The 17,591-nt window shown below is 68.7% G+C and carries 15 protein-coding genes; 9 read left to right on the forward strand and 6 right to left on the reverse strand.

Features of this window, described 5'->3' with window-relative positions; genetic code table 11:
• Positions 1 to 346: 346 nt before the first annotated feature.
• The 4 genes from AB0M27_RS41735 to AB0M27_RS41750 all read right to left on the reverse strand — a co-directional run bounded on the left by AB0M27_RS41735 (position 347) and on the right by AB0M27_RS41750 (position 5,475).
• Complete coding sequence (locus AB0M27_RS41735) at positions 347 to 1,309, reverse strand: carbohydrate kinase (protein ID WP_365730404.1); 963 nt, start codon at positions 1,307 to 1,309, stop codon at positions 347 to 349.
• 164 nt (positions 1,310 to 1,473) lie between these two features.
• A complete protein-coding gene (locus AB0M27_RS41740) occupies positions 1,474 to 2,946 on the reverse strand; it encodes a glycoside hydrolase family 32 protein (RefSeq protein ID WP_365730405.1) in 1,473 nt (490 codons plus the stop codon).
• A complete protein-coding gene (locus AB0M27_RS41745; RefSeq protein WP_365730406.1) occupies positions 2,939 to 4,318 on the reverse strand; it encodes a glycoside hydrolase family 172 protein in 1,380 nt (459 codons plus the stop codon). Before AB0M27_RS41745 ends, AB0M27_RS41740 begins: the two co-directional genes overlap by 8 nt.
• Positions 4,319 to 4,407: 89 nt before the next feature.
• Positions 4,408 to 5,475 carry a LacI family DNA-binding transcriptional regulator gene (locus AB0M27_RS41750; protein WP_365730408.1) on the reverse strand — a complete coding sequence of 356 codons (1,068 nt, stop codon included), beginning with the start codon at positions 5,473 to 5,475 and terminating at the stop codon, positions 4,408 to 4,410.
• A 378-nt stretch (positions 5,476 to 5,853) separates the two neighbouring features.
• Here AB0M27_RS41750 and AB0M27_RS41755 point away from each other — a divergent pair, with 378 nt between their 5' ends.
• The 6 genes from AB0M27_RS41755 to AB0M27_RS41780 all read left to right on the forward strand — a co-directional run bounded on the left by AB0M27_RS41755 (position 5,854) and on the right by AB0M27_RS41780 (position 11,986).
• The gene (locus AB0M27_RS41755; protein WP_365730414.1) at positions 5,854 to 7,194 is read left to right on the forward strand and encodes an extracellular solute-binding protein; all 1,341 of its coding nucleotides are present in this window, start codon (positions 5,854 to 5,856) and stop codon (positions 7,192 to 7,194) included.
• Positions 7,195 to 7,211: 17 nt separating this feature from the next.
• Complete coding sequence (locus AB0M27_RS41760; protein ID WP_365730416.1) at positions 7,212 to 8,087, forward strand: sugar ABC transporter permease; 876 nt, start codon at positions 7,212 to 7,214, stop codon at positions 8,085 to 8,087.
• On the forward strand, positions 8,084 to 8,989 hold the full coding sequence (locus AB0M27_RS41765; RefSeq protein ID WP_365730418.1) for a carbohydrate ABC transporter permease: 906 nt from the start codon (positions 8,084 to 8,086) through the stop codon (positions 8,987 to 8,989). The genes AB0M27_RS41760 and AB0M27_RS41765 overlap by 4 nt, the downstream gene beginning before the upstream one ends.
• 42 nt (positions 8,990 to 9,031) lie before the next feature.
• Positions 9,032 to 9,223 (forward strand): hypothetical protein, encoded by a 192-nt coding sequence (locus AB0M27_RS41770; RefSeq protein ID WP_365730420.1) that lies wholly within the window; start codon positions 9,032 to 9,034, stop codon positions 9,221 to 9,223.
• 43 nt (positions 9,224 to 9,266) lie between these two features.
• Complete coding sequence (locus tag AB0M27_RS41775) at positions 9,267 to 10,448, forward strand: NosD domain-containing protein (RefSeq protein ID WP_365730422.1); 1,182 nt, start codon at positions 9,267 to 9,269, stop codon at positions 10,446 to 10,448.
• A 1,223-nt stretch (positions 10,449 to 11,671) separates the two neighbouring features.
• Positions 11,672 to 11,986: a calcium-binding protein gene (locus tag AB0M27_RS41780; protein WP_365730427.1), complete on the forward strand. Its 315-nt coding sequence runs from the start codon at positions 11,672 to 11,674 to the stop codon at positions 11,984 to 11,986.
• Positions 11,987 to 11,997: 11 nt separating this feature from the next.
• On the opposite strand, the gene AB0M27_RS41785 is transcribed toward AB0M27_RS41780, so the two are convergent.
• Positions 11,998 to 12,702: a UPF0158 family protein gene (locus tag AB0M27_RS41785; RefSeq protein WP_365730429.1), complete on the reverse strand. Its 705-nt coding sequence runs from the start codon at positions 12,700 to 12,702 to the stop codon at positions 11,998 to 12,000.
• A gap of 97 nt (positions 12,703 to 12,799) precedes the next feature.
• Between AB0M27_RS41785 and AB0M27_RS41790 the strand changes: the two genes are divergently transcribed.
• The gene (locus AB0M27_RS41790) at positions 12,800 to 13,399 is read left to right on the forward strand and encodes a hypothetical protein (protein ID WP_365730431.1); all 600 of its coding nucleotides are present in this window, start codon (positions 12,800 to 12,802) and stop codon (positions 13,397 to 13,399) included.
• A complete protein-coding gene (locus AB0M27_RS41795) occupies positions 13,396 to 14,658 on the forward strand; it encodes a hypothetical protein (RefSeq protein ID WP_365730433.1) in 1,263 nt (420 codons plus the stop codon). The genes AB0M27_RS41790 and AB0M27_RS41795 overlap by 4 nt, the downstream gene beginning before the upstream one ends.
• A 9-nt stretch (positions 14,659 to 14,667) precedes the next feature.
• Here the strand turns inward: AB0M27_RS41795 and AB0M27_RS41800 are convergent, their stop codons facing one another.
• Positions 14,668 to 15,957: a helicase-associated domain-containing protein gene (locus tag AB0M27_RS41800; RefSeq protein ID WP_365730435.1), complete on the reverse strand. Its 1,290-nt coding sequence runs from the start codon at positions 15,955 to 15,957 to the stop codon at positions 14,668 to 14,670.
• 155 nt (positions 15,958 to 16,112) lie between these two features.
• Here AB0M27_RS41800 and AB0M27_RS41805 point away from each other — a divergent pair, with 155 nt between their 5' ends.
• On the forward strand, positions 16,113 to 17,243 hold the full coding sequence (locus tag AB0M27_RS41805) for a hypothetical protein (RefSeq protein ID WP_365730436.1): 1,131 nt from the start codon (positions 16,113 to 16,115) through the stop codon (positions 17,241 to 17,243).
• Positions 17,244 to 17,591: the final 348 nt, after the last annotated feature.

Raw genomic sequence — 17,591 nt, forward strand, 5'->3', positions numbered from 1 at the left:
CTAGATACACGCCGTCCCACCAGCCGACGGCGCGTTTCCGCACGTCAACCCCCGAATCCACAGACTATCCCGCTACATCAACTGCGGAACCCGGGACGCAATTCCGCGCGGAGGCAGTCCGGCAGGGCCACCGCGACCGCCTCTTCCGGGCGCAGGCCCGCTCAGTACATGCCGTCAAAGAACCCCACCAGCGGCCAGCCGCAAGGCCAGCGTTCACTCACAGGTCACCGGCGCAGCTGCTGAGTGGTCTGCTGGGCTGGTGATGCGAGTTGTCCGAGCCCTTCGCCGTCCCGGTCTCGGCGACGACCTGCCGACCGGGTTTTCTCCGGCTGCAGTCGTTTGCCCGTCACGTGTCGTCGGTGGTCGCGAGTTGCATCAGCTGATGCTGCCATGGCGGGTTGGGGCCGGCGACCGAGCAGGTAAGGGCTGCGACGCGGGTGGCGAACCGGCAGGCTTCCGCAACCTCGTCAAGCCCGAGACCGGCCAGCCGCCCGCCGAGGAGCCCACGGGTACCGAGGTGGTGCAGCAGTCCGGCGGTGAAGGAGTCTCCCGCACCGACCGTGTCGGTGACCGGTGTGGCCACTGCGGGCACTTGGAGCCGTTCACCATCGAGTGAGGCGAGCGCGCCGTCGGAGCCGAGGGTGATCACGACGAGCCGTACTCCGGCGGCGTGCCAGGTGTCGCACGCCTGCTCGGGTGGGATGCCCGGCAGCAGCAGTTCCAGGTCGTCCTCGCTGAGGCGGAGGATGTCGGCGAGCGTGCACCAATGTGCCAGCCGGTCGCGGTAGACCTGGGGATTCACCAGCATTGGCCGGACGTTGGGGTCGATGCTGATGGTGGCCTGCGCAGCGGCTGTTGCCAGGAATTCCTCGATGACCGCCGCGCCGGGCTCACGGACCAGGGCCAGGGAGCCGGTGTGCAGACAGATTGTCTCGGACAGGTCCACCTTCGCCAGTTCTTCCGGGGTCCACTGCCAGTCGGCCGTGTTCTGCGCGTGGAAGGAGAACGTGGCCTGTCCCGTGGCGTCCAGTTCCGCCACGGCCAGCGTGCTGGGCTCGGCGGCTGCGACGGCGTACGACAGGTCGACGCCGGACGCCTCCAGATGGGCCCGGAACAGGCGGCCGAACACGTCGCCGGACAGCCGTGCGAGAAAGCGGTCCGGGGTGCCGAGGCGGGCCAGGGCTACCGCGGTGTTCGCGGGTCCGCCGCCGGGCAGTACCCGTAGCGCGAGTTCGTTCGCGGCCCCTGGAGGTTCGGTGAAGGCGTCGGCGACGCACTCCCCCAGGACGGTGATGTGGTGTGGGCTCATGGACTGCTTGTCTCTCTGGAAGTACAGGTGAAAGAAGGCTTCGCGGCCCTGCCGCCGCTGATCAGCTGCGCGAGGCCGCGGTTACGGACGTGCCGACATCCGCAGGCCCCACACGAGAGGCCCCGCCGTAGTCGCTGCGCGTCGGCGGGGCGTCTGCGTCGATGTCAGGTGTCGGCGCGTCGGCCGTCGTGTTGTTCCGGTGGTGTGAGGTCCCACGCTCCGACCGTGTACGCGGCGGAGCCGACGCCCGTGGCGCCCATCTGCACGCGCCAAGGGCCGTCGCCGACGGGGTAGAAGCGCACGGTGAGGGCACGGCCGGACGCGGTGAAGATCTCCGCGACCGAGTGGTCTAGCAGGATCCGCAGGGGCGCGGTGGGCCCCTCGGGCGGGAGGCGCCAGCTGCCGCCCTTCGCGCGGGGATCGAGGGAGGCGTGGTCGCGGTCGACGACGAGTTCGCCGCTGACCAGGTGGTGGACGATGTCGAGGTACTCGGTTCCATCCGGCGAGGTGAGCAGCCGCAGGCGTCCGCCGCGCTCCAGGGTCACGGTCAGGTCGGTGGCCCGGGACACTTCGCCGAGGTCCACCGGCTGCTCGGCGCCCGCCTTGCCCGCAGCGGCGATACGACGCTCGCCCCGCAGGGCGAGTAGTTCCCGGGCCGGCCGCTGCACCAGCTCGTCGTCCGCACCGGGTTCCAGTTCGCGAGGCAGGGTCAGCATCCCGGCCCAGCCGACCTCATCGGTCCACTCGCTCGGGGCGCCAACGCGCTCCTCGTCCCGGGCCTCCCAGACCCAGGCCCACATCAGCCACCGCCCGTCCGGGGCGTGCAGCAGGGCAGGGGCGTAGAAGTCGGGTCCGTGATCGAGGAGGTGAGGTGTCGCTGCGGCCTGGAATTCGCCGTCCTGTTCGCGGCCCGGCCAGTAGATCGCGCAGTTGGCCCCCTCGTTCGGGTCCCAGGCGCTGGCGAGGACCGCGCCGGTGCCGTTGGGGAAGGCGGCGTACTGGGCGCACTCCCAGCCCTCCTCGGTGTTTCGGCCATCGCGCAGAGGATGCGGCGGACGGGCCAGGAAGACGCCCTGGTACGACCAGTCGTCGAGGTCGGCGGAGGTGTACTGCAGGGCGGCGCCGCGTCCGTCGGCCAGGGCCGCACCGACCAGCATCCGCCAGCGGCCGCGGTCCCTCCACACATACGGGTCGCGGAACATCGTCGTGCCCTCAGCCGCCTCCGGAATCAGAAGCCACCCGCGCTTCGTGAAGGTCGTACCGCCGTCGACCGACACCGCCGAGGTCACCGGCTGGTGCCAGCGGTCGTCCCGCTTGGCGGAGTAGAAGGCGGTGAGACGGCCGTCGTGGGAGACCGCGTTGCCCGACCACACCCCGCCCTCGTCATCCCCACCCGGCGTGGGGGCCAGGGCCACCGGCATGAGCTCCCAGTGGATCAGGTCCCGGCTGCGGAAGTGGCCCCAGTGCATGTCCGCGTGACGAGCGCTGTGCGGGTTGTACTGGAAGTAGACGTGGTAGTGGCCATCGTGGAAGACCAGGCCGTTGGGGTCGTTGATCCAGTGCGCCGGCGGGCGGAGGTGAACCGCCGGGAAGTGCGTGTCGAGCGCCACCGCCGCCCGGGTCCCGGTCTCAGTCATCGGCGCGCTCGTCGTAACGGCGGCGCACGGCTGCGGCCTGCTTGATGTTCGCCTCGGACTCCTGCAGCGACCGCTCGCCGCGCTGCCGGGTGCGCTCGGCAAGATTGTTCATGTGGCGTTCGAAGCGGGCCTGGTACCGCTCGCGCATCACGGCGATCTCCTCGGCCACCGCGCCCGTGCGCGCGGCCGGGACCGGCATCGGCTGACCGGCCGGCCGTACAGGCAGGCGCTGCTCCAGCGGCAGGATCGTCGCCTTCGGGGAGGGCAGGGTCTGGTACCAGTACGCGGTCGAGGCCCAGTCGTCGGAGAGGTGGTTGCCGTGGCCGTGCTCGATGGAGACCTTGATGCGCTCCTCGAAACGAATCGGGTCGGCCACGTGGAAGCGGTAGTTGACCGAGTAGCCGTGCACGTCGGCCTCGTGGAGGATCGCGCCGTGGTAGAGGTAGGCGTTCTTCTGCATGCCCCAAGCGTGGTTGAAGTAGTCCTCGGTTCCGGTGCCGTGCAGGGAGGGCGGCCAGCTGGTGGAGCCGTCGGGCAGGAAGTCGTCGTCGATCCAGATCATGTCGTTGCCCTCGCCCCACCAGCTGCCCTGACGGTGGTGGACGGAGAGGTTGCAGCCGACGTAATGGCCCTTGCCCTCGGTGTCGAGGATGACGTAGTTGTCCTCGCCCGTGACGTCGACGATGTTGACCTCGGGGCTGTTGGTCTGGATGTCGGGCGCCCACCCGTTGCAGGGGTTGCTGCGGTTCCAGCGGGCGTGGAAGTAGAGGGTGTCCTCGGGCAGGTCCTCGGGGAACAGCTCGTAGTCGATGTAGAAGTACTGCTGGATGGGCAGGTCGTTCTCGTTGACCAGCTCGATGCGGGCGCGCTTGTTGAACGGCATCGGCGCCCAGCAGTTCAGGGCCGCGCTGCCGCCGAAGGTCAACGACTCCTCGGGCTTGGCGGAGACGGTGAACAGGGCCGACTGGTAGCTGTTGGGCATGCAGTGGCCGATGCCGAAGAAGTCGCCGAGCGGCACGAGGACGGCAGGCTCCTCCTCGTCGTCCCAGGTGATACGGATGAGGACCTTGCGGTAGTAGTCGGGGTCCGGCTCCTCCCAGTTGACGCCCAGCGCGTTGTGGATCTCCATCACCGGGGCCACGGTGTCCGCTTCCAGCGGGTCGATCAGACCGGGGCCGAGGGTGCGGCGGCAGAACTGGGTCATCCAGATGTGGGTGATCCGGCCGGGGCCTTCGAGGTCGGCCAGGACGCGGCTGGAGTGGGCGGGGGTCGTCCAGTAGTCCTGGTTGCGGCCGCGCTGGTCCCAGCTGGAGACACGGGCGGTGCGGGCCCGCGTGGGGCGGGTGAGGTGTTCGAGGGCGTGCGAGGGCATGGGAAACTGACCCCTTCAGTGATGGTGCTGAACTCGGGCGGCAGGAGACTCGACCTCTCCTGCCGCCCCCTTGCTGTGGTGGTTGTGGCTCAGGCCGGGCAGCCGCAGGACTCCCGGTAGGTGATCTCCGGCTCCAGGCGGATGATGCGCGGGCGGGTGGTGAGGCTGCCGTCGATACGGCTGAGCAGCAGCTCCATCGCCGTGGCCCCGATCTCGTGGGCCGGCTGGACGACCGCTGTGATGCCGGGGCGGAACAGATCAGTGTGGGGGAAGCCGTCGAAGGTGGCGAAGGCGAGGTCGCCCGGGGTGGCGAGCCCCAACCCCTTGGCCGCCGCCAGCACGCCCACCGCGGTCTCGGTGCTGGCCGCGACCACCGCCGATGGCCTGTGCGGCTGGCGCAGCACGGTGGTCATGCGCTCGCGGGTGTCCTCCGCCCGGCCGCTGCCGGTGACGATCAGGGCGTCGTCGACGTCGATCCCCGCCTCGTCGAGGGCTTCGAGGTAGCCACGCCGCCGCTCGGAGATGGTGGACACACCGGTGTCGCCCGCGGCCAGCGCGATCCGCCGGTGTCCGTGTGTTTCCACCAGGTGCAGCACCAGCTCCCGCATGGGTGAGGTGTTCTCCACGCCGACCTGGTCGGCCTTGACGCCGTTGAGACGGTCGATCAGGACGACCGGTGTGCCCTGCTCGATGACCGCGGTGATCGCCTCTCGGTGGGACCGGGCGACCGGAGCGATCAGGAGACCGTCGACTCGCCGCTCGGCGAGCACCTCCAGCGCCCTCGCTTCCAGCTCCGCGTCCTCGCCCGAGTTGGCCAGCAGCACGGTCAGGCCGGCGCCCATGGCCTCGCGCTCGACCCCGCGGGCCATCGATGCAAAGGCCGGCTCGGACACGTCCGTCAGGATCAGCCCGATGGAGTCGGTGCGGGAGCGGCGCAGCGCGCGGGCCAGGCTGTCGCGCCGGTAGCCCGTGGCCCTCACCGCCTCCTCGACCCGGGTACGGGTCTCCTCGCGGACCGGCCGTGTGCCGTTGATGACGTGCGACACGGTGGACGTCGATACGCCGGCCATCCGTGCAACGTCGGAGATCGTGGCCACTGCCGCTCGCCGCCTCCTTGTGTCGTCGGGCTCGATCCGTGATCGAGCCCGTAACTGCATAACGCCATACGGTCCACCGGTCCATGCGGTTGGCCGGTCGCCGTTCACTCGTTCCGCCAAGCCCAAGTCCATCGAAACGATTGCGCAGACCATCGCACGTCGTAACGCAGGCCGTCAATGGCTGTGTCCAGCACGGAGTGGTCGCCTCGGGGGAAACTTCTCTGTTACGCGGTATTGACACACCGGGCCTCGCGAGGCACCTTTCATCGAAACGTTTGCGTCACAAGCGCAGAGCCGCCCCAATGGTGAGCATTCGACCACACCGGACATCCCTGCCGGAACAGGCGGCCTGCACCAATACCGAACATCCCCTCCGGAGCCCTGTCACCCCCACGCCGGTTCCGCCTCCTCACCCCGTTCCCGGAAGGCAACAGCACCATGGCGACCTCTCCTCAGCCCGCGCCCCTGACGTCGAGACGGCACTCCGGCATCTCGCGCCGTCTCCTGCTCACCGCGACGGCGAGTGCTCTGTTCGTCACCGCCACGGCCTGCGGCTCCGCGGTTAACACGGCGGGCGGATCGTCGTCGGACGGCCTGATCACCCTGTCCATGCAGAACCCGGACAGCAAAACTCAGGACCCGGCGACCTGGCAGCTGGTGCAGGAGTTCAACAAGAAGCACCCCGACATGAAGATCAAGCTGGAGGGCCAACCGGTCGACCAGCACGAGCAGCGCATGACCATCGCCGCGCAGAGCGGCACGCTGCCGGAGATCTTCTGGGTGTACGACTCGCTGGCGAAGACCATGGTCAAGAGCGGTGACCTGCTGGACCTGTCCCCGATCCTCGCCGAGAACGACTTGAAGTCGAAGTTCGCCCCGAGCATGCTCGCCGGCTTCCGCTCCGGGAACGTCCAGTACGGGCTTCCCTACCAGGCACTGGTCACCGGCTTCTACTACAACAAGGCCATCCTGGACAAGAACAAGATCGCCGTGCCGGAGACCTTCGACGATCTGGTCGCCGCGGTGAAGAAGCTCAAGGCGGCCGGCGTGGTGCCGATCGCGCAGGGCGCGAACAACTCCTCGTTCAGCGTCTGGGCGTTCCTGACGATGCTGGACCGCTTCGGCTACGAGTCGAAGTACCAGGACATCCTGTCCGGCAAGGCGAGCTACGACAACGCCGACTTCCTGCGCCTGTACAAGCACGTGGAGGAGCTCGCCAAGGCCGGCGCCTTCCCCTCCAACATGAACACCCAGACCTACGCCCAGGCCGTTGCCTCCTACACCGCCGGCAAGGCCGCCTTCGTCGACACGGGCGTCTGGGACGCGGTGAAGATCCACCAGAGCAGCGTGGGCAAGGACACCGGCTTCTGGGCGGGGCCGACCTTCTCGGACGGTGTGGGCAACCAGAAGCTCGTCATGAACGTGCCCTCGGCGCCGTTCGTGGTGAGCGCCAAGGTCAAGAAGGACAAGAAGAAATACGCCGCGGTGAAGGCGTTCATCCAGTTCTACTACAGCGACGCCGGCCAGAAGATCCTCGTCGACAACTCCCAGCCGCCGGTCACCACGTACAAGCCGACTGTCGACGCCACCAAGAACTCGGTCTTCGCCTCCGTGTTGGCCGAAGCCTCCAAGCCGGGCTGGTCCAGCCCGAAGGCGCAGCCCGACCTTGTGGTCTCCGCGGCCATCGCGAGCGCGATGTACGACAGCTTCTACGGCGTGATGGGCGGCAGTCTCAGCCCCGAAGAGGCCGTGAAGAACGCCCAAAAGAGCATCAAGTAGATTCCGGCGGTCACCCCATGAATTGGCTCACCACGCGCCGGAGCTTCGCCCTGATGGTCGCGCCGGCGCTGATCATCTACAGCCTGTACATGATCTATCCGATCCTGTACTCGCTGTACTACAGCTTCACCAACTTCGACGGCGTCTCCGCCAACGGTTTCGCTGGCCTCGACAACTACCGGGAGATGGCAGGGGACGACGCCTTCTGGACGTCGATGCGCAACACCGGGATCATCCTCGGCATCGCGCTGTTCCTGCTGATCCCCCTGGGCTTCCTGCTCGCGATCCTGCTCAGCGGCCGGGTGAAGGGCAGCGGCACGCTGCGGGCACTGGTCTTCGCCCCGGCGATCATCGCGCCGATCCTCGTCGGCCTGATCTGGATCTTCATCCTGGACCCGAAGATCGGTCTGGTGAACGCCTTCCTGCTGGCGATCGGTGTCCCCGCCCACCCGCAGTGGATCGGCGGCCCCACCCTCAGCCCGTACTCGATCGGCCTGGTCTACCTCTGGCAGCAGATCGGCTTCGTGCTGACCATCTTCTACGCCGGGCTGCGCATGCTCCCGCGCGACGTGATGGAGGCCAGCAGCCTCGACGGGGCGAGCCGCTGGCAGCAGCTGCGGCACATCCAGATCCCGATGATGCGCGAGACGTTCGGCATCGTCACCGCGCTCGTCGTCACCGGCGTCTTCAAGGTCTTCGAGCTCGTCTACGCCCTCACAGGCGGCGGTCCCGTCCACCTCTCCGAGGTCATGGTCAGCTACATGTACCACATCACCTTCACCACCCAGCAGTACGGCTACGGCATGGCCCTGGCCGTGGTGGTGTTCGTGGTCGGCGCGCTCGCCTCCGCGGCCACGTTCCTCGGCAATCGCCGTAAGGGGGAAGTCCGTTGAGTATCGACACCGAGGTCAAGATGTCGCTCGCGCCTCCGGCGGCGGCCGGTGAGACTGCGCACGGGCCACGCCACCGCAGCCGCGGCAGGATCATCGTCTCGGCGGCCGCCTACCTGATCACCTTCGTGATCCTGTTCCCGCTGCTGTGGATCACGCTGCTGTCGTTCCAGACCAACGACGACATCCTCAACCACCCGTTCTCGCTGACGCACCTGACCCTGGACAACTACCAGCAGGCGATGCAGACGCTGAACCTGCTGGTGATGTACAAGAACACCCTGATCCTGGCCGTCGTCTCGGTCACGATCGGGCTGGTCATCTCCTACATGGCGGCGTTCGCGCTCACCCGCATGGCCTTCCGCAGCGGCAGGCGCCGCACGCAGAACACCCTGCGCTTCTACTTCCTGGCGGGCCTCGCCATCCCCGTGTACATCCTGCTGTTTCCCGTGTACCGGCTGGACATCACCTTCGGCTTGTTCGGGACCTACTTCGCGCTGATCCTGCCGTACGTCGCCGTCACGATTCCCTTCAACATCCTGCTGCTGACCGGGTTCCTGCGGGACTTCCCCGAGGAGATCGAGCAAGCGGCGGTGATGGACGGGGTCGGGCTGTGGCGGATGGCCTGGAAGGTCGCCTTCCCGCTCATGCGGCCGGTCGTCGCCACCCTCGCGATCCTCAACGTGATCTACGTCTGGAACGAGTTCCCCTTCGCGGTCACCCTCATCAACGACCCGAACATGACCACCGTGTCCCTCGGCGTCTCCCAGTTCCAGGGCGTCTACAGCGTCAACTACGGCGCCATGATGGCGTCCGCCACCCTCGTCCTGCTGCCGCAGCTGGCGATCTACGCGGCCTTCCAGAAGCAGGTCATCGCGGGCATGACCGCGGGCGCCGTCCGCTGATCCTGCCCGCTCACCCAACTCCCCAGTTCGCGAGGAGCCGTCATGGACTCTGCCCAACCACCTGCCCCGTCCCGCCGCACCCTCCTCAGAAGCGCCGCGGCCCTGACCACCATGGCGTTCCTCGCTGCCGCGCCGCCACCGCCCGCCGCCGCTGCCGTCGCGGAAGGCCCCGAGTCGGCCAAGGCCGGCGAGAAGCCGCATCCGCCGTATGCCTCGATCATCGGCCTTCTCTGACCGCCCTCCCCTGCGCAGACCCCTTCAACCGGAAGGACACCCCATGGCCCACACTGTCTATGACGTCACCACCTTCGATGGCAGCGTCTCCCCGTACGACGACATCGGCCAGGTGATCAACGAGATCATCGCCGACATCAAGTCGAAGCAGAAGACCCAGGCCACCAGACCCGGCGCCGCCATCTACATCCCGCCGGGCCATTACGACCTGCTCACCCGCGTCGTCATCGACATCAGCTTCCTGACAATCAAGGGATCCGGGCACGGCTTCATGTCCGAAGCCATACGCGACGACACCTCCGACACCAGCAAGTGGATCGAGATCCAGCCCGGCTCAAGCCACATCCGGGTCAAGAACACCGACGGCAACAACGAGGCATTCCTGGTCAAGCGCACCGGAGCACCCACCGAGATCGGCCGGCTCAACAGCGTTGTCTTCCAGGACTTCTGCATCGACGGCGTGGAGGACTCCAAACCGTACGTGGAGGGCAACCACAAGATCGGCATCTCGGTGCAGTCGGACAACGACTCGTTCCGCTTCGAGGGGATGGGCTTCGTCTACCTCACCCAGGCCATGCTGGTGAACGGTGCCGACGCCTGCAGATTCACCAACAACTTCGTCGCCGAGTGCGGTACGTCCATCTCTCTCACCGGCGCCTCGCAGGTCGCCAAGATCACCAACAACTACTTGATCAGCGCCTGGGCAGGCTACTCGGTCTTCGCGGAGAACGCCGAAGGCATCCTCATCTCCGGCAACACCATCCTGTGGGCCTGCAACATCACCCTCCTCAACGCCCACCGCTGCAACATTTCCGCGAACAAGCTGCTCAGCAACTTCCCCAGCATGATCGCCCTGAACAACGGCAGCTCAGAGAACCTGATCTCCGGCAACCACTTCCGCCGCGTGTACGGCGACGGCACCAGCACCCGCTACGACGACCTCTACGGCCTGGTCCACATCAACGGCGACCACAACGCGGTCACCGCCAACCAGTTCTCCTTCTCCGTCCCGGCCGCCAACGTCACCCCCTCCGGAGCCGACCCGACGATCATCCTCGTCGCCGGCGGAGACCGTAACTACCTGGTCACCAACGACATCAGTGCGAACCTCGACGTCAAGGTCGTCCTGGACTCCTCGTCCACCAAGACGAAGATCCTCTTCAGCGCCGAGGAATCCCAGCTGCAGGCGTACACCGACAACTACTCGCTCGTGGCCACGCCCTGAGTGGGCCGCCTGCGCGGGCTCGGTAGTGCGGACCCCGCTCATGCCCCCATCGTGCGTGCGCGATGCGTGAGCGGACTGCCCGGCACGAGGTGGCATGAGCGGGACCGAGCGCACTGCGGCGACGCACTGACCAGGGGGATCAGCACGACGCGGCAGCGTCGAGCACCCCGCGGCAAGGATTCGATCCCACTCCTAAAGCGGGTGTCGCAGGTTCGAATCCGGCCCAGGACTCAACGTGATGTCTCAGGACATCGGAAACCCTCGAACCTACGGGTTCGGGGGTTTCGTCGTGTTGGTGGGGTGCTGGGGCTGGTAGTCGCGGGTGGGGTCGATGGTCAGCTCGCGCAGGAGTTCCCCGTCCTGCATCACGTAGTCCTACGCGCCGCGCTTCACCCTTGACCCTGCCCGGGCCGCCCGGCGCTGCCTCCAGCAGGCCCTCAGCCGACGCAGGACGACAAATCTGCCGTGCGGGATCTCTATTTGCGACGTGCCAGGAAAGACCAGTTCTCCGACCCCGTTGCCCGACTACACACCTCCCCAGCCCCCGTCCGTGGGGCACTCGTCCCCGGACAGCCCGCGGCAGATCCATGTAGCCCTGCCCGAGGAGCCACCCGACGTGAATGAATCCGTCGCTGCCGCCCTCTTGCGCCTTCTTCATGCTCTGCTCGCCGACGAGAGCCAGTCCTGCCCCGCGGGGCGAGTCGACGGCTGACGATACGGGCCTCGTTGCGCAAGGCAGACTCGACCTCTGAGCCATCTGTCAGCGCACACCGAGAAGCGGCTGGGCCGCCTCCTCCATGCCCGGAAGCCCACAGCACTGGGCCCCGAGTCTCTGCAGCGGCTGCTGCGATTGTCGTCCAGCGCCGTTACAACAGGGCGGCATTCGGCGTGTCCTTCGAGAAATCGGACTCCTGCGGCTGCTCACCCCTGGGAAAGGAAAACGGGGCGATCACTGCTCCCGGAAGCCGCCGCTCCCGACAGACATTGATAGGCACCCGCCGACCACTGCACCGTACGCTCCGCCTCGTCCAACCTCGGCGCCTCGTCCGGAGTTCCCAGCCGTCTCGGTGCCAATCCGCAGTTGGCACCGAGGAGTCGGTACGCGCTACGAGGCAGCACCCTGATCCCCGTGGCGGGAGGAACGACCGTCGTGGCTCAGGGCGGAGCTCCCGGCGGTTGACCGAGGGAGGGGAGCTGCGGGCTCCGCCGGTACCGTGTTCCCTGTGGACGGGAATCTGAGCAACAGGGAACTCGATGAGCTGGTCGAGCAGGCCACCGTGGACGCCTACGACGACGAGGAGCAGCTCACGGGCCTCTACACGATGCTCGCAGAACATCTGGCCGTCCCGTTCAAGACGGTCGTTCTCGGGGTCGAGGTCACCGTGAAGAAGGTGGACCTGCTGCCGGGCAGCCAGATCGTGGCGGTCTGTACGCGAGGCAGGCACCGGCAGGCGATCGGCATGCTCGACCTTCCGTTGCCGGATCCGGCACCCGAGGGGGCCGAGTGGATCGAGGCCTACCGGCACTGGGGACCGTGAAGGCACCCAGGTCAGTAGCCGCCCGGTAGCGTCGGCCGATAGCCCTGATCGGCGAGCCAGGCCCGGGCCCGGCCGCACTGCCGCTCAGCGGCGAACAACCAGTACCGCTGCAGCTGCGCCGGTGAGGTGGCCAGCATGTCCTTGAAGCGGCGGAAGGCTCCTGGGCCCTGGATCGCGATGCCGAGATACCGGGCGAGGTCCTGGTCGTCGAGGGTGGTGATGAAGTCCTTCATGTCGCGGTAGGCGTCGCGCGATCCGTTGCACGGGACGTGGAGCCACCGCTCGCTGCCTTCCGGTTCGTCCTCGTCCCACGACTCCTCGGTGTCCGCGAGGGCGGGCCGGCACTCGCCGGTGTCCAGGTCGATGCGGCCACCGCCCCAGGCCGGGTCGCCTTCGAGTAGACCGGAGAGTTCCTCCAGATCGACCGGCAGTGGCCGCAGCACGCCGATGGCACCGCCGCCCACCGTGTCGAGCTGTTCGGCGAGGACCTCATCGCCGGACCAACCCCGTTCGCGCAGGGTGGACATGCACGCGGTCGCCGTCTCCCGGGCGCCGGGCACGCCCCGGGCAACGGCTGCGGTGAGTGCGTCGCCGCACTGCTGCAGCACCTCGGCGGGGTCGTGCGTACGCAGCAGGGCGAGCAGGGACGGGCCATCCGCGGTGTGGCAGGCGGCGCGGAGTGCCTTCAGCGCGCGGTCGGTCCATGCCTCGGTCATGCCCGCGAGGCTACTCCCCCACGTTCTCGGCTGCGCTCGAACAGGGAGCCCCATGCCGCGCTGCGAGCGCCATCGTCTCCGGTGCGACAATGCGCAGGTGAGCGCAGCGGACAAGGCCACAAGCAGCCGCAGGCCGCCGACGTTCGGCCCGGAGCCGTGGCCTCATACGGAACCGACTGGCGAGTGGTCGTACTGGGACGTGTGGTTCGCCGTGGCGTGCGTGGTGGACTGCGGCGGCGACTGGGACGACTTTGATGCGCGGCTGACGCGGGAGAGGTCGGGCGGGGTGATGCGCGGGGTGTATCTGGAGCCGTTGTACCTCGCAGCAGGAGGCCGAGTTGTTCGTGCACCCCGGGGCCGGGGCGATCTGGACCTGGTGGAGACTCTCGCCTGCGCGCTGCACAGCGAGTATGCCTCGGCCCGCTGGTACTTCCGCGCCCGTGAGATCCAAGGCCTTCGCGCCTACGCCCAGGTCGCGGCCGGGGCGGTGGACCGGTTCACCGCCACCGCAGCCGTGCTGGGCTCGGAGGACTGGCAACCGCTGGAGGCGATGGTCTCCTGCGCCCTGCGGCAGAGTGACGCCGCGACCGCCCATGCCGTGCTCCGGGCGGCGGACCAGCCGGGGTTCCACCAGGACTTGGTACGGCGCCGGGCCATCGAACTCGACCGGGAACTCCATAGGGAAGGACACGCATGACGCGCACCGGTGACGGAGGAGATGTACGGGACCGGCTGCTCGGCTGGCTGCTGCCGGACGGCGGATCGGCCGGCTCGCTCGCCCAGGAGGACGTGGAGCGGTTCTGCTGGTATGAGCTGCCGGTCAAGTGGATGGCGGAGCCCGCCGAGTATCCGCGCATCCTCACCGCCCTGGCCGAGCTCCTCCAGGGCGCCGGCCGGGCCCGGGCCGCGGCCGTCTGCACGTCGGAGGTCACCAGCGAGATCCACGACGCGTGGCAGCACTCGCCCGATCGGGGGCGGGCCGCCTACCGGCGGGCGGTGGACGCCTCCCCGGTGGCCCCGCCGGACACCGACCTGCTCACCTGGGGGCCGGTGATGGGCATCGACGAGGCCGTCGCCCGCAGCAACGCCTCCCGGCTGCTGGAGCAGGCGCTGGACGACGGCGCACTGGTACCCGGCACCCGCGGCTACGCCGCCGCGCGCATCAAGCACGTGGAGCGCTGGCTCACCACCCCGCACCCCTCGCACGACGGCCGCACCCCGCTGGACGCCGTCCACAGCGAGCGCCTCCGCACCTGGGCCGAGGCCCCGCCCGCCGCCCGCCGCCGTCTGCGCGGCAGCGTAATGGACCTGCTGAGCGTGGCGCCCGAGGCACCCGCCGACACGGCTGAACCCCTGCGCTGGCTGCTGGAGTCCGTCGGCGACGGGGTGACGCTGACCCAGGCCGGCTACCTGCCGCGCGCCCTGGTCGTCGAGGCCGCCGAACGCTACGACTGGTATCTGCCCGGCATGGTGCCGCGCACCGAGTACGACGTCGCCCGCCTCGTCGAACTGCACGAACTGGCCCGCGCGGCGCGGCTGCTCGCCAAGCGGCACCGCAAGCTCGCCCTGACCGCCCGCGGTCGGCAGCACCTCACCAACCCGGCCCTGCTGCAGGCCACTGCGGCTCGCATGTGGTTCGGTGACGGTGTCCGAACCGAGCTCGCCGAAGCCGCCGCCGTGGCTCTGCTCAACGGGGAGCTCACGCTCGACGACCTCACCGGCGCCGTACACACCCTGGCCGCCGAGGGGTTCACCCTCGCCGACGGCAGCACCCCGCGCCCCGACGACACCCGCCACTTCCTGTGGCAGTGGCTGCGTCCCGGCGAGGCCCTCGGCTTCCTGGCATACCGCGATCGCCGCCGCTCCACGATCTCGCTCACCCCCACCGGCCGCGCCGCCGCCCTCACCGCGCTCCGCGCACGCGCCCACGCCCCGCGGACCGCGCCCTGGGCGTGATCCGCTCGCTCAGGTCCGGGCGGGCAGTACGCAACCGAGTTTCAACAGCGCGGCGCGGAAAGCAGGAAGGTCGCCGGGGGCCACCATGAGGTGCCTCGGACCGATCCGGGAGCACAGCGCGCCCGCCCTGCGGTCTTTCGCGATCATCACGGCCTGTGCCTCGTCCACGCACTCCAGCAGATGGCACGTACCCAGATTCCGTACCTTCTCGGCGCGGGAGGCGGCGTCGGCCAGCAAGGCCCTGACGGTCTGCGGCAGTTCCTCTCCTCTGCTGCTCTCGGCCAGGAAGCGGCGCAACTCCTCCAAGCCGCGGCCTGCGTGGAGGGCCTTCAGCAGGGAGGCGGTGGACAGCGTCCAGACACGGTCGGCGGACCGGGTGGCGAACGCGTCGAGCAGCAGCGCCTCGGCCGGGACCAGGCCGTCGAGTGCCACGACGTCGAAGTTCGGCAGAACCCTGACCGGGCTCCGCTCCCCTGCGGCGGGTGCCGGACCCGGCTGGTAGCCGTCGGCGCGCCCTGTCGCGTACGCCCCGAGCGGGTTCAACCGGATGGCGAGCAGGCCGTCGTAGCGGCTGAGCCGCTCCAGCCAGTCGGCACCCCACATGTGGCGGAAGTCGTCCCGGGCCCCCTCCGGGTCGATGTACTGAACGTCGACAAGGCCGAGGGTGGCCGCGTACTCAAACAGCACGCACAGGGTGTAGCGGCCCTGCAGTACCGGCCAGTCGTGGTGTCCGTCATACCCGAGGCTGCCGTACTGCGCGTCCTCCAGGTACAGCTTCCACAACGCCCGCTCGGAGCGGACCAGGTACGGGTCATGTCCTGCGGTACGCATCGCCTTGAACAGCTCGTCCACCGTCACCCATTCCCCAGGCGGACAGCACTCGGCGAGCGCCGCACCCACCGCCTTGCGGCGCGGACCGGTCGCGCTGAGGACGTTCGCCGCGCGCTGGCCCTTGACCTCCTCGATGCGGCTGAACTCGTCCAGCACCCCATGACTCAGCCACCGCCGCCACAGGCACCGGATCGTCTCGTGGGCGGGCTCGGCCAGCGCCTTGCGGCCCCGCGCGGTCAACTCCAGTCGGCTGCTGGACAGTTCGGCGAGACCGCCGGCCTGGAGCAGCAGTGGCCAGGCGAAGGCCCTGACCGCCTCGCCCTCGTAGAAGTCATCGCTGGTGAGGACCTCGCCCAGCGCGCGGATCGTGGCCGCGGAGGGGCGCTTCGTCTTGTCGCTGCACCGCAACCTGCCCGCGGCGGCCAGCTGCAGCACTGCCGCGAGTTCCGCTCTCGCATCGTGCTCCATCGCCCGCTCGGTCCACACCGCCGCCACAGCGTACCCCTCCGCAGACCCGCTCGCCTCGGCTCACCCTACGGCGTTTGAGCACGGCGTCCGGTCGGCTCCGCCGCCGTGGCCGCTCCGCGTCCGAGCCCACCCGCGGCGGCGATAGGGTCCGCAATGTGAGCGAGTACCAGTACTACGAGTTCCAGGCCCTCGACCGTCCGCTCAGCCGCGAGGAACAGGAGCAGCTGCGGGCCATCTCCGCCCGGGCCCGGATCACCGCCACCAGCTTCGCCAACACCTACAACTGGGGTGACCTGAGCGGCAATCCGCGGCGGATGCTGGAGGTCTACTTCGACGCCCATCTGTACGTCAGCAACTGGGGCACCCACCGGCTGATGCTGCGCCTGCCCAGACCGGCACTGAACCTGCCCACGGTGCAGCCCTACTGCCTGGACCACCACGTCGAGGCCTGGACCACCCGCACCCACCTCCTGCTCGACCTCACCAGCGAGGACGAAAGCGGCGACTGGATCGAGGGCGCCGACGATTCTCTGGCGGCCCTCATCGGCGTACGCGACGAACTCGCCACGGGCGACCTGCGCCCTCTCTACCTCGCCTGGCTCTGTGCGCTCGCCGCCTGGGAACTCGAGGACGACGACGAAGAGGAATACCGAACCTGCCTCGAACCGCCCGTTCCGGCCGGGCTGGGCGAACTCACCGCCTCACAGCGCGCGCTCGCCGACTTCCTGCGCGTCGACGACGACCTGCTGACAGTCGCGGCCCAGGCCAGTCCCGCCGCATCCAAGAAACTGACCAGGCCTGCGAAGAAGGAACTCGCCCCGCTGATCGCCGCGATGCCCCAGAAGGAGAAGGACGCTCTGCTGCTGCGGCTCGCCCTCAGCCCGGAACCTGGGCTGCACACCGAACTCCTGCATCGCCTGCGCGGCGCCGACGCCCCCACCACGGTCCCCGGGCGCCGGTCCGCCGCCCACCTCCTGGACGCCGCCCACATCCTGCGCACCGAACGCCGACAGCGCGCCGAACACGAACGGGCCACCGCCCGCTCCCGGCATCTGACCGCTCTCGCAGGCGAGGCCGAATCCGTCTGGCAGCAGATCGAGGCGCACATCGCCACCAAGAAGACCAGCTGCTACGACCAGGCCGTCAGCCTCCTCGCGGAACTGCGCGACGCCTACGCCCACGCCCGACAGCACACCGACTTCCACCAGCGCCTGGCCCGCCTGCGCGAGGACTACCAGCGCCGCCCCGGCCTCATCCACCGCCTCGACCGCCACGGCCTCCGATAGGCCGCCTCGTCCCGGCACCGATCGAGCCGCGTTGCGCCCTCCCCACCTCAGTGAGGCAACGTGAGCGCCTGAACGTGCACGGCCCCATGGAGCGCTGAGACTCCACGACGATCTCCTTCCTCCGGTTCGCAGAGCCCCGGCCACGAAGGAGTGAGGGTGCTGTGGAAGTCGTAGTCGCGGCTGCCGTACCAGCTGGGCACTGCCCGGCACTGCTTCCATTTGCTGACGCACCGTTCTGCGGTACTGCCCCGGCGGTAAGGGCCCGTAAAGAATCAACACGTTGGTTTGGCCTTCGTCGTGAGGGCCGCGCCGTGTGCGGTGGCATGGACGAGGAGCCCTGCCAGGGTG

The organism is Streptomyces sp. NPDC052107, assembly GCF_040680215.1.
Taxonomy (GTDB): domain Bacteria; phylum Actinomycetota; class Actinomycetes; order Streptomycetales; family Streptomycetaceae; genus Streptomyces.

What these genes read in the sequence shown, in the direction of transcription:
- AB0M27_RS41735 (WP_365730404.1), bottom strand. Translation starts at nt 1,309, where the DNA reads ATGAGCCCACACCACATCACCGTCCTGGGGGAGTGCGTCGCCGACGCC.
- AB0M27_RS41740 (WP_365730405.1), bottom strand. Translation starts at nt 2,946, where the DNA reads ATGACTGAGACCGGGACCCGGGCGGCGGTGGCGCTCGACACGCACTTC.
- AB0M27_RS41745 (WP_365730406.1), bottom strand. Translation starts at nt 4,318, where the DNA reads ATGCCCTCGCACGCCCTCGAACACCTCACCCGCCCCACGCGGGCCCGC.
- AB0M27_RS41750 (WP_365730408.1), bottom strand. Translation starts at nt 5,475, where the DNA reads ATGCAGTTACGGGCTCGATCACGGATCGAGCCCGACGACACAAGGAGG.
- AB0M27_RS41755 (WP_365730414.1), top strand. Translation starts at nt 5,854, where the DNA reads ATGGCGACCTCTCCTCAGCCCGCGCCCCTGACGTCGAGACGGCACTCC.
- AB0M27_RS41760 (WP_365730416.1), top strand. Translation starts at nt 7,212, where the DNA reads ATGAATTGGCTCACCACGCGCCGGAGCTTCGCCCTGATGGTCGCGCCG.
- AB0M27_RS41770 (WP_365730420.1), top strand. Translation starts at nt 9,032, where the DNA reads ATGGACTCTGCCCAACCACCTGCCCCGTCCCGCCGCACCCTCCTCAGA.
- AB0M27_RS41775 (WP_365730422.1), top strand. Translation starts at nt 9,267, where the DNA reads ATGGCCCACACTGTCTATGACGTCACCACCTTCGATGGCAGCGTCTCC.
- AB0M27_RS41785 (WP_365730429.1), bottom strand. Translation starts at nt 12,702, where the DNA reads ATGACCGAGGCATGGACCGACCGCGCGCTGAAGGCACTCCGCGCCGCC.
- AB0M27_RS41795 (WP_365730433.1), top strand. Translation starts at nt 13,396, where the DNA reads ATGACGCGCACCGGTGACGGAGGAGATGTACGGGACCGGCTGCTCGGC.
- AB0M27_RS41800 (WP_365730435.1), bottom strand. Translation starts at nt 15,957, where the DNA reads ATGGAGCACGATGCGAGAGCGGAACTCGCGGCAGTGCTGCAGCTGGCC.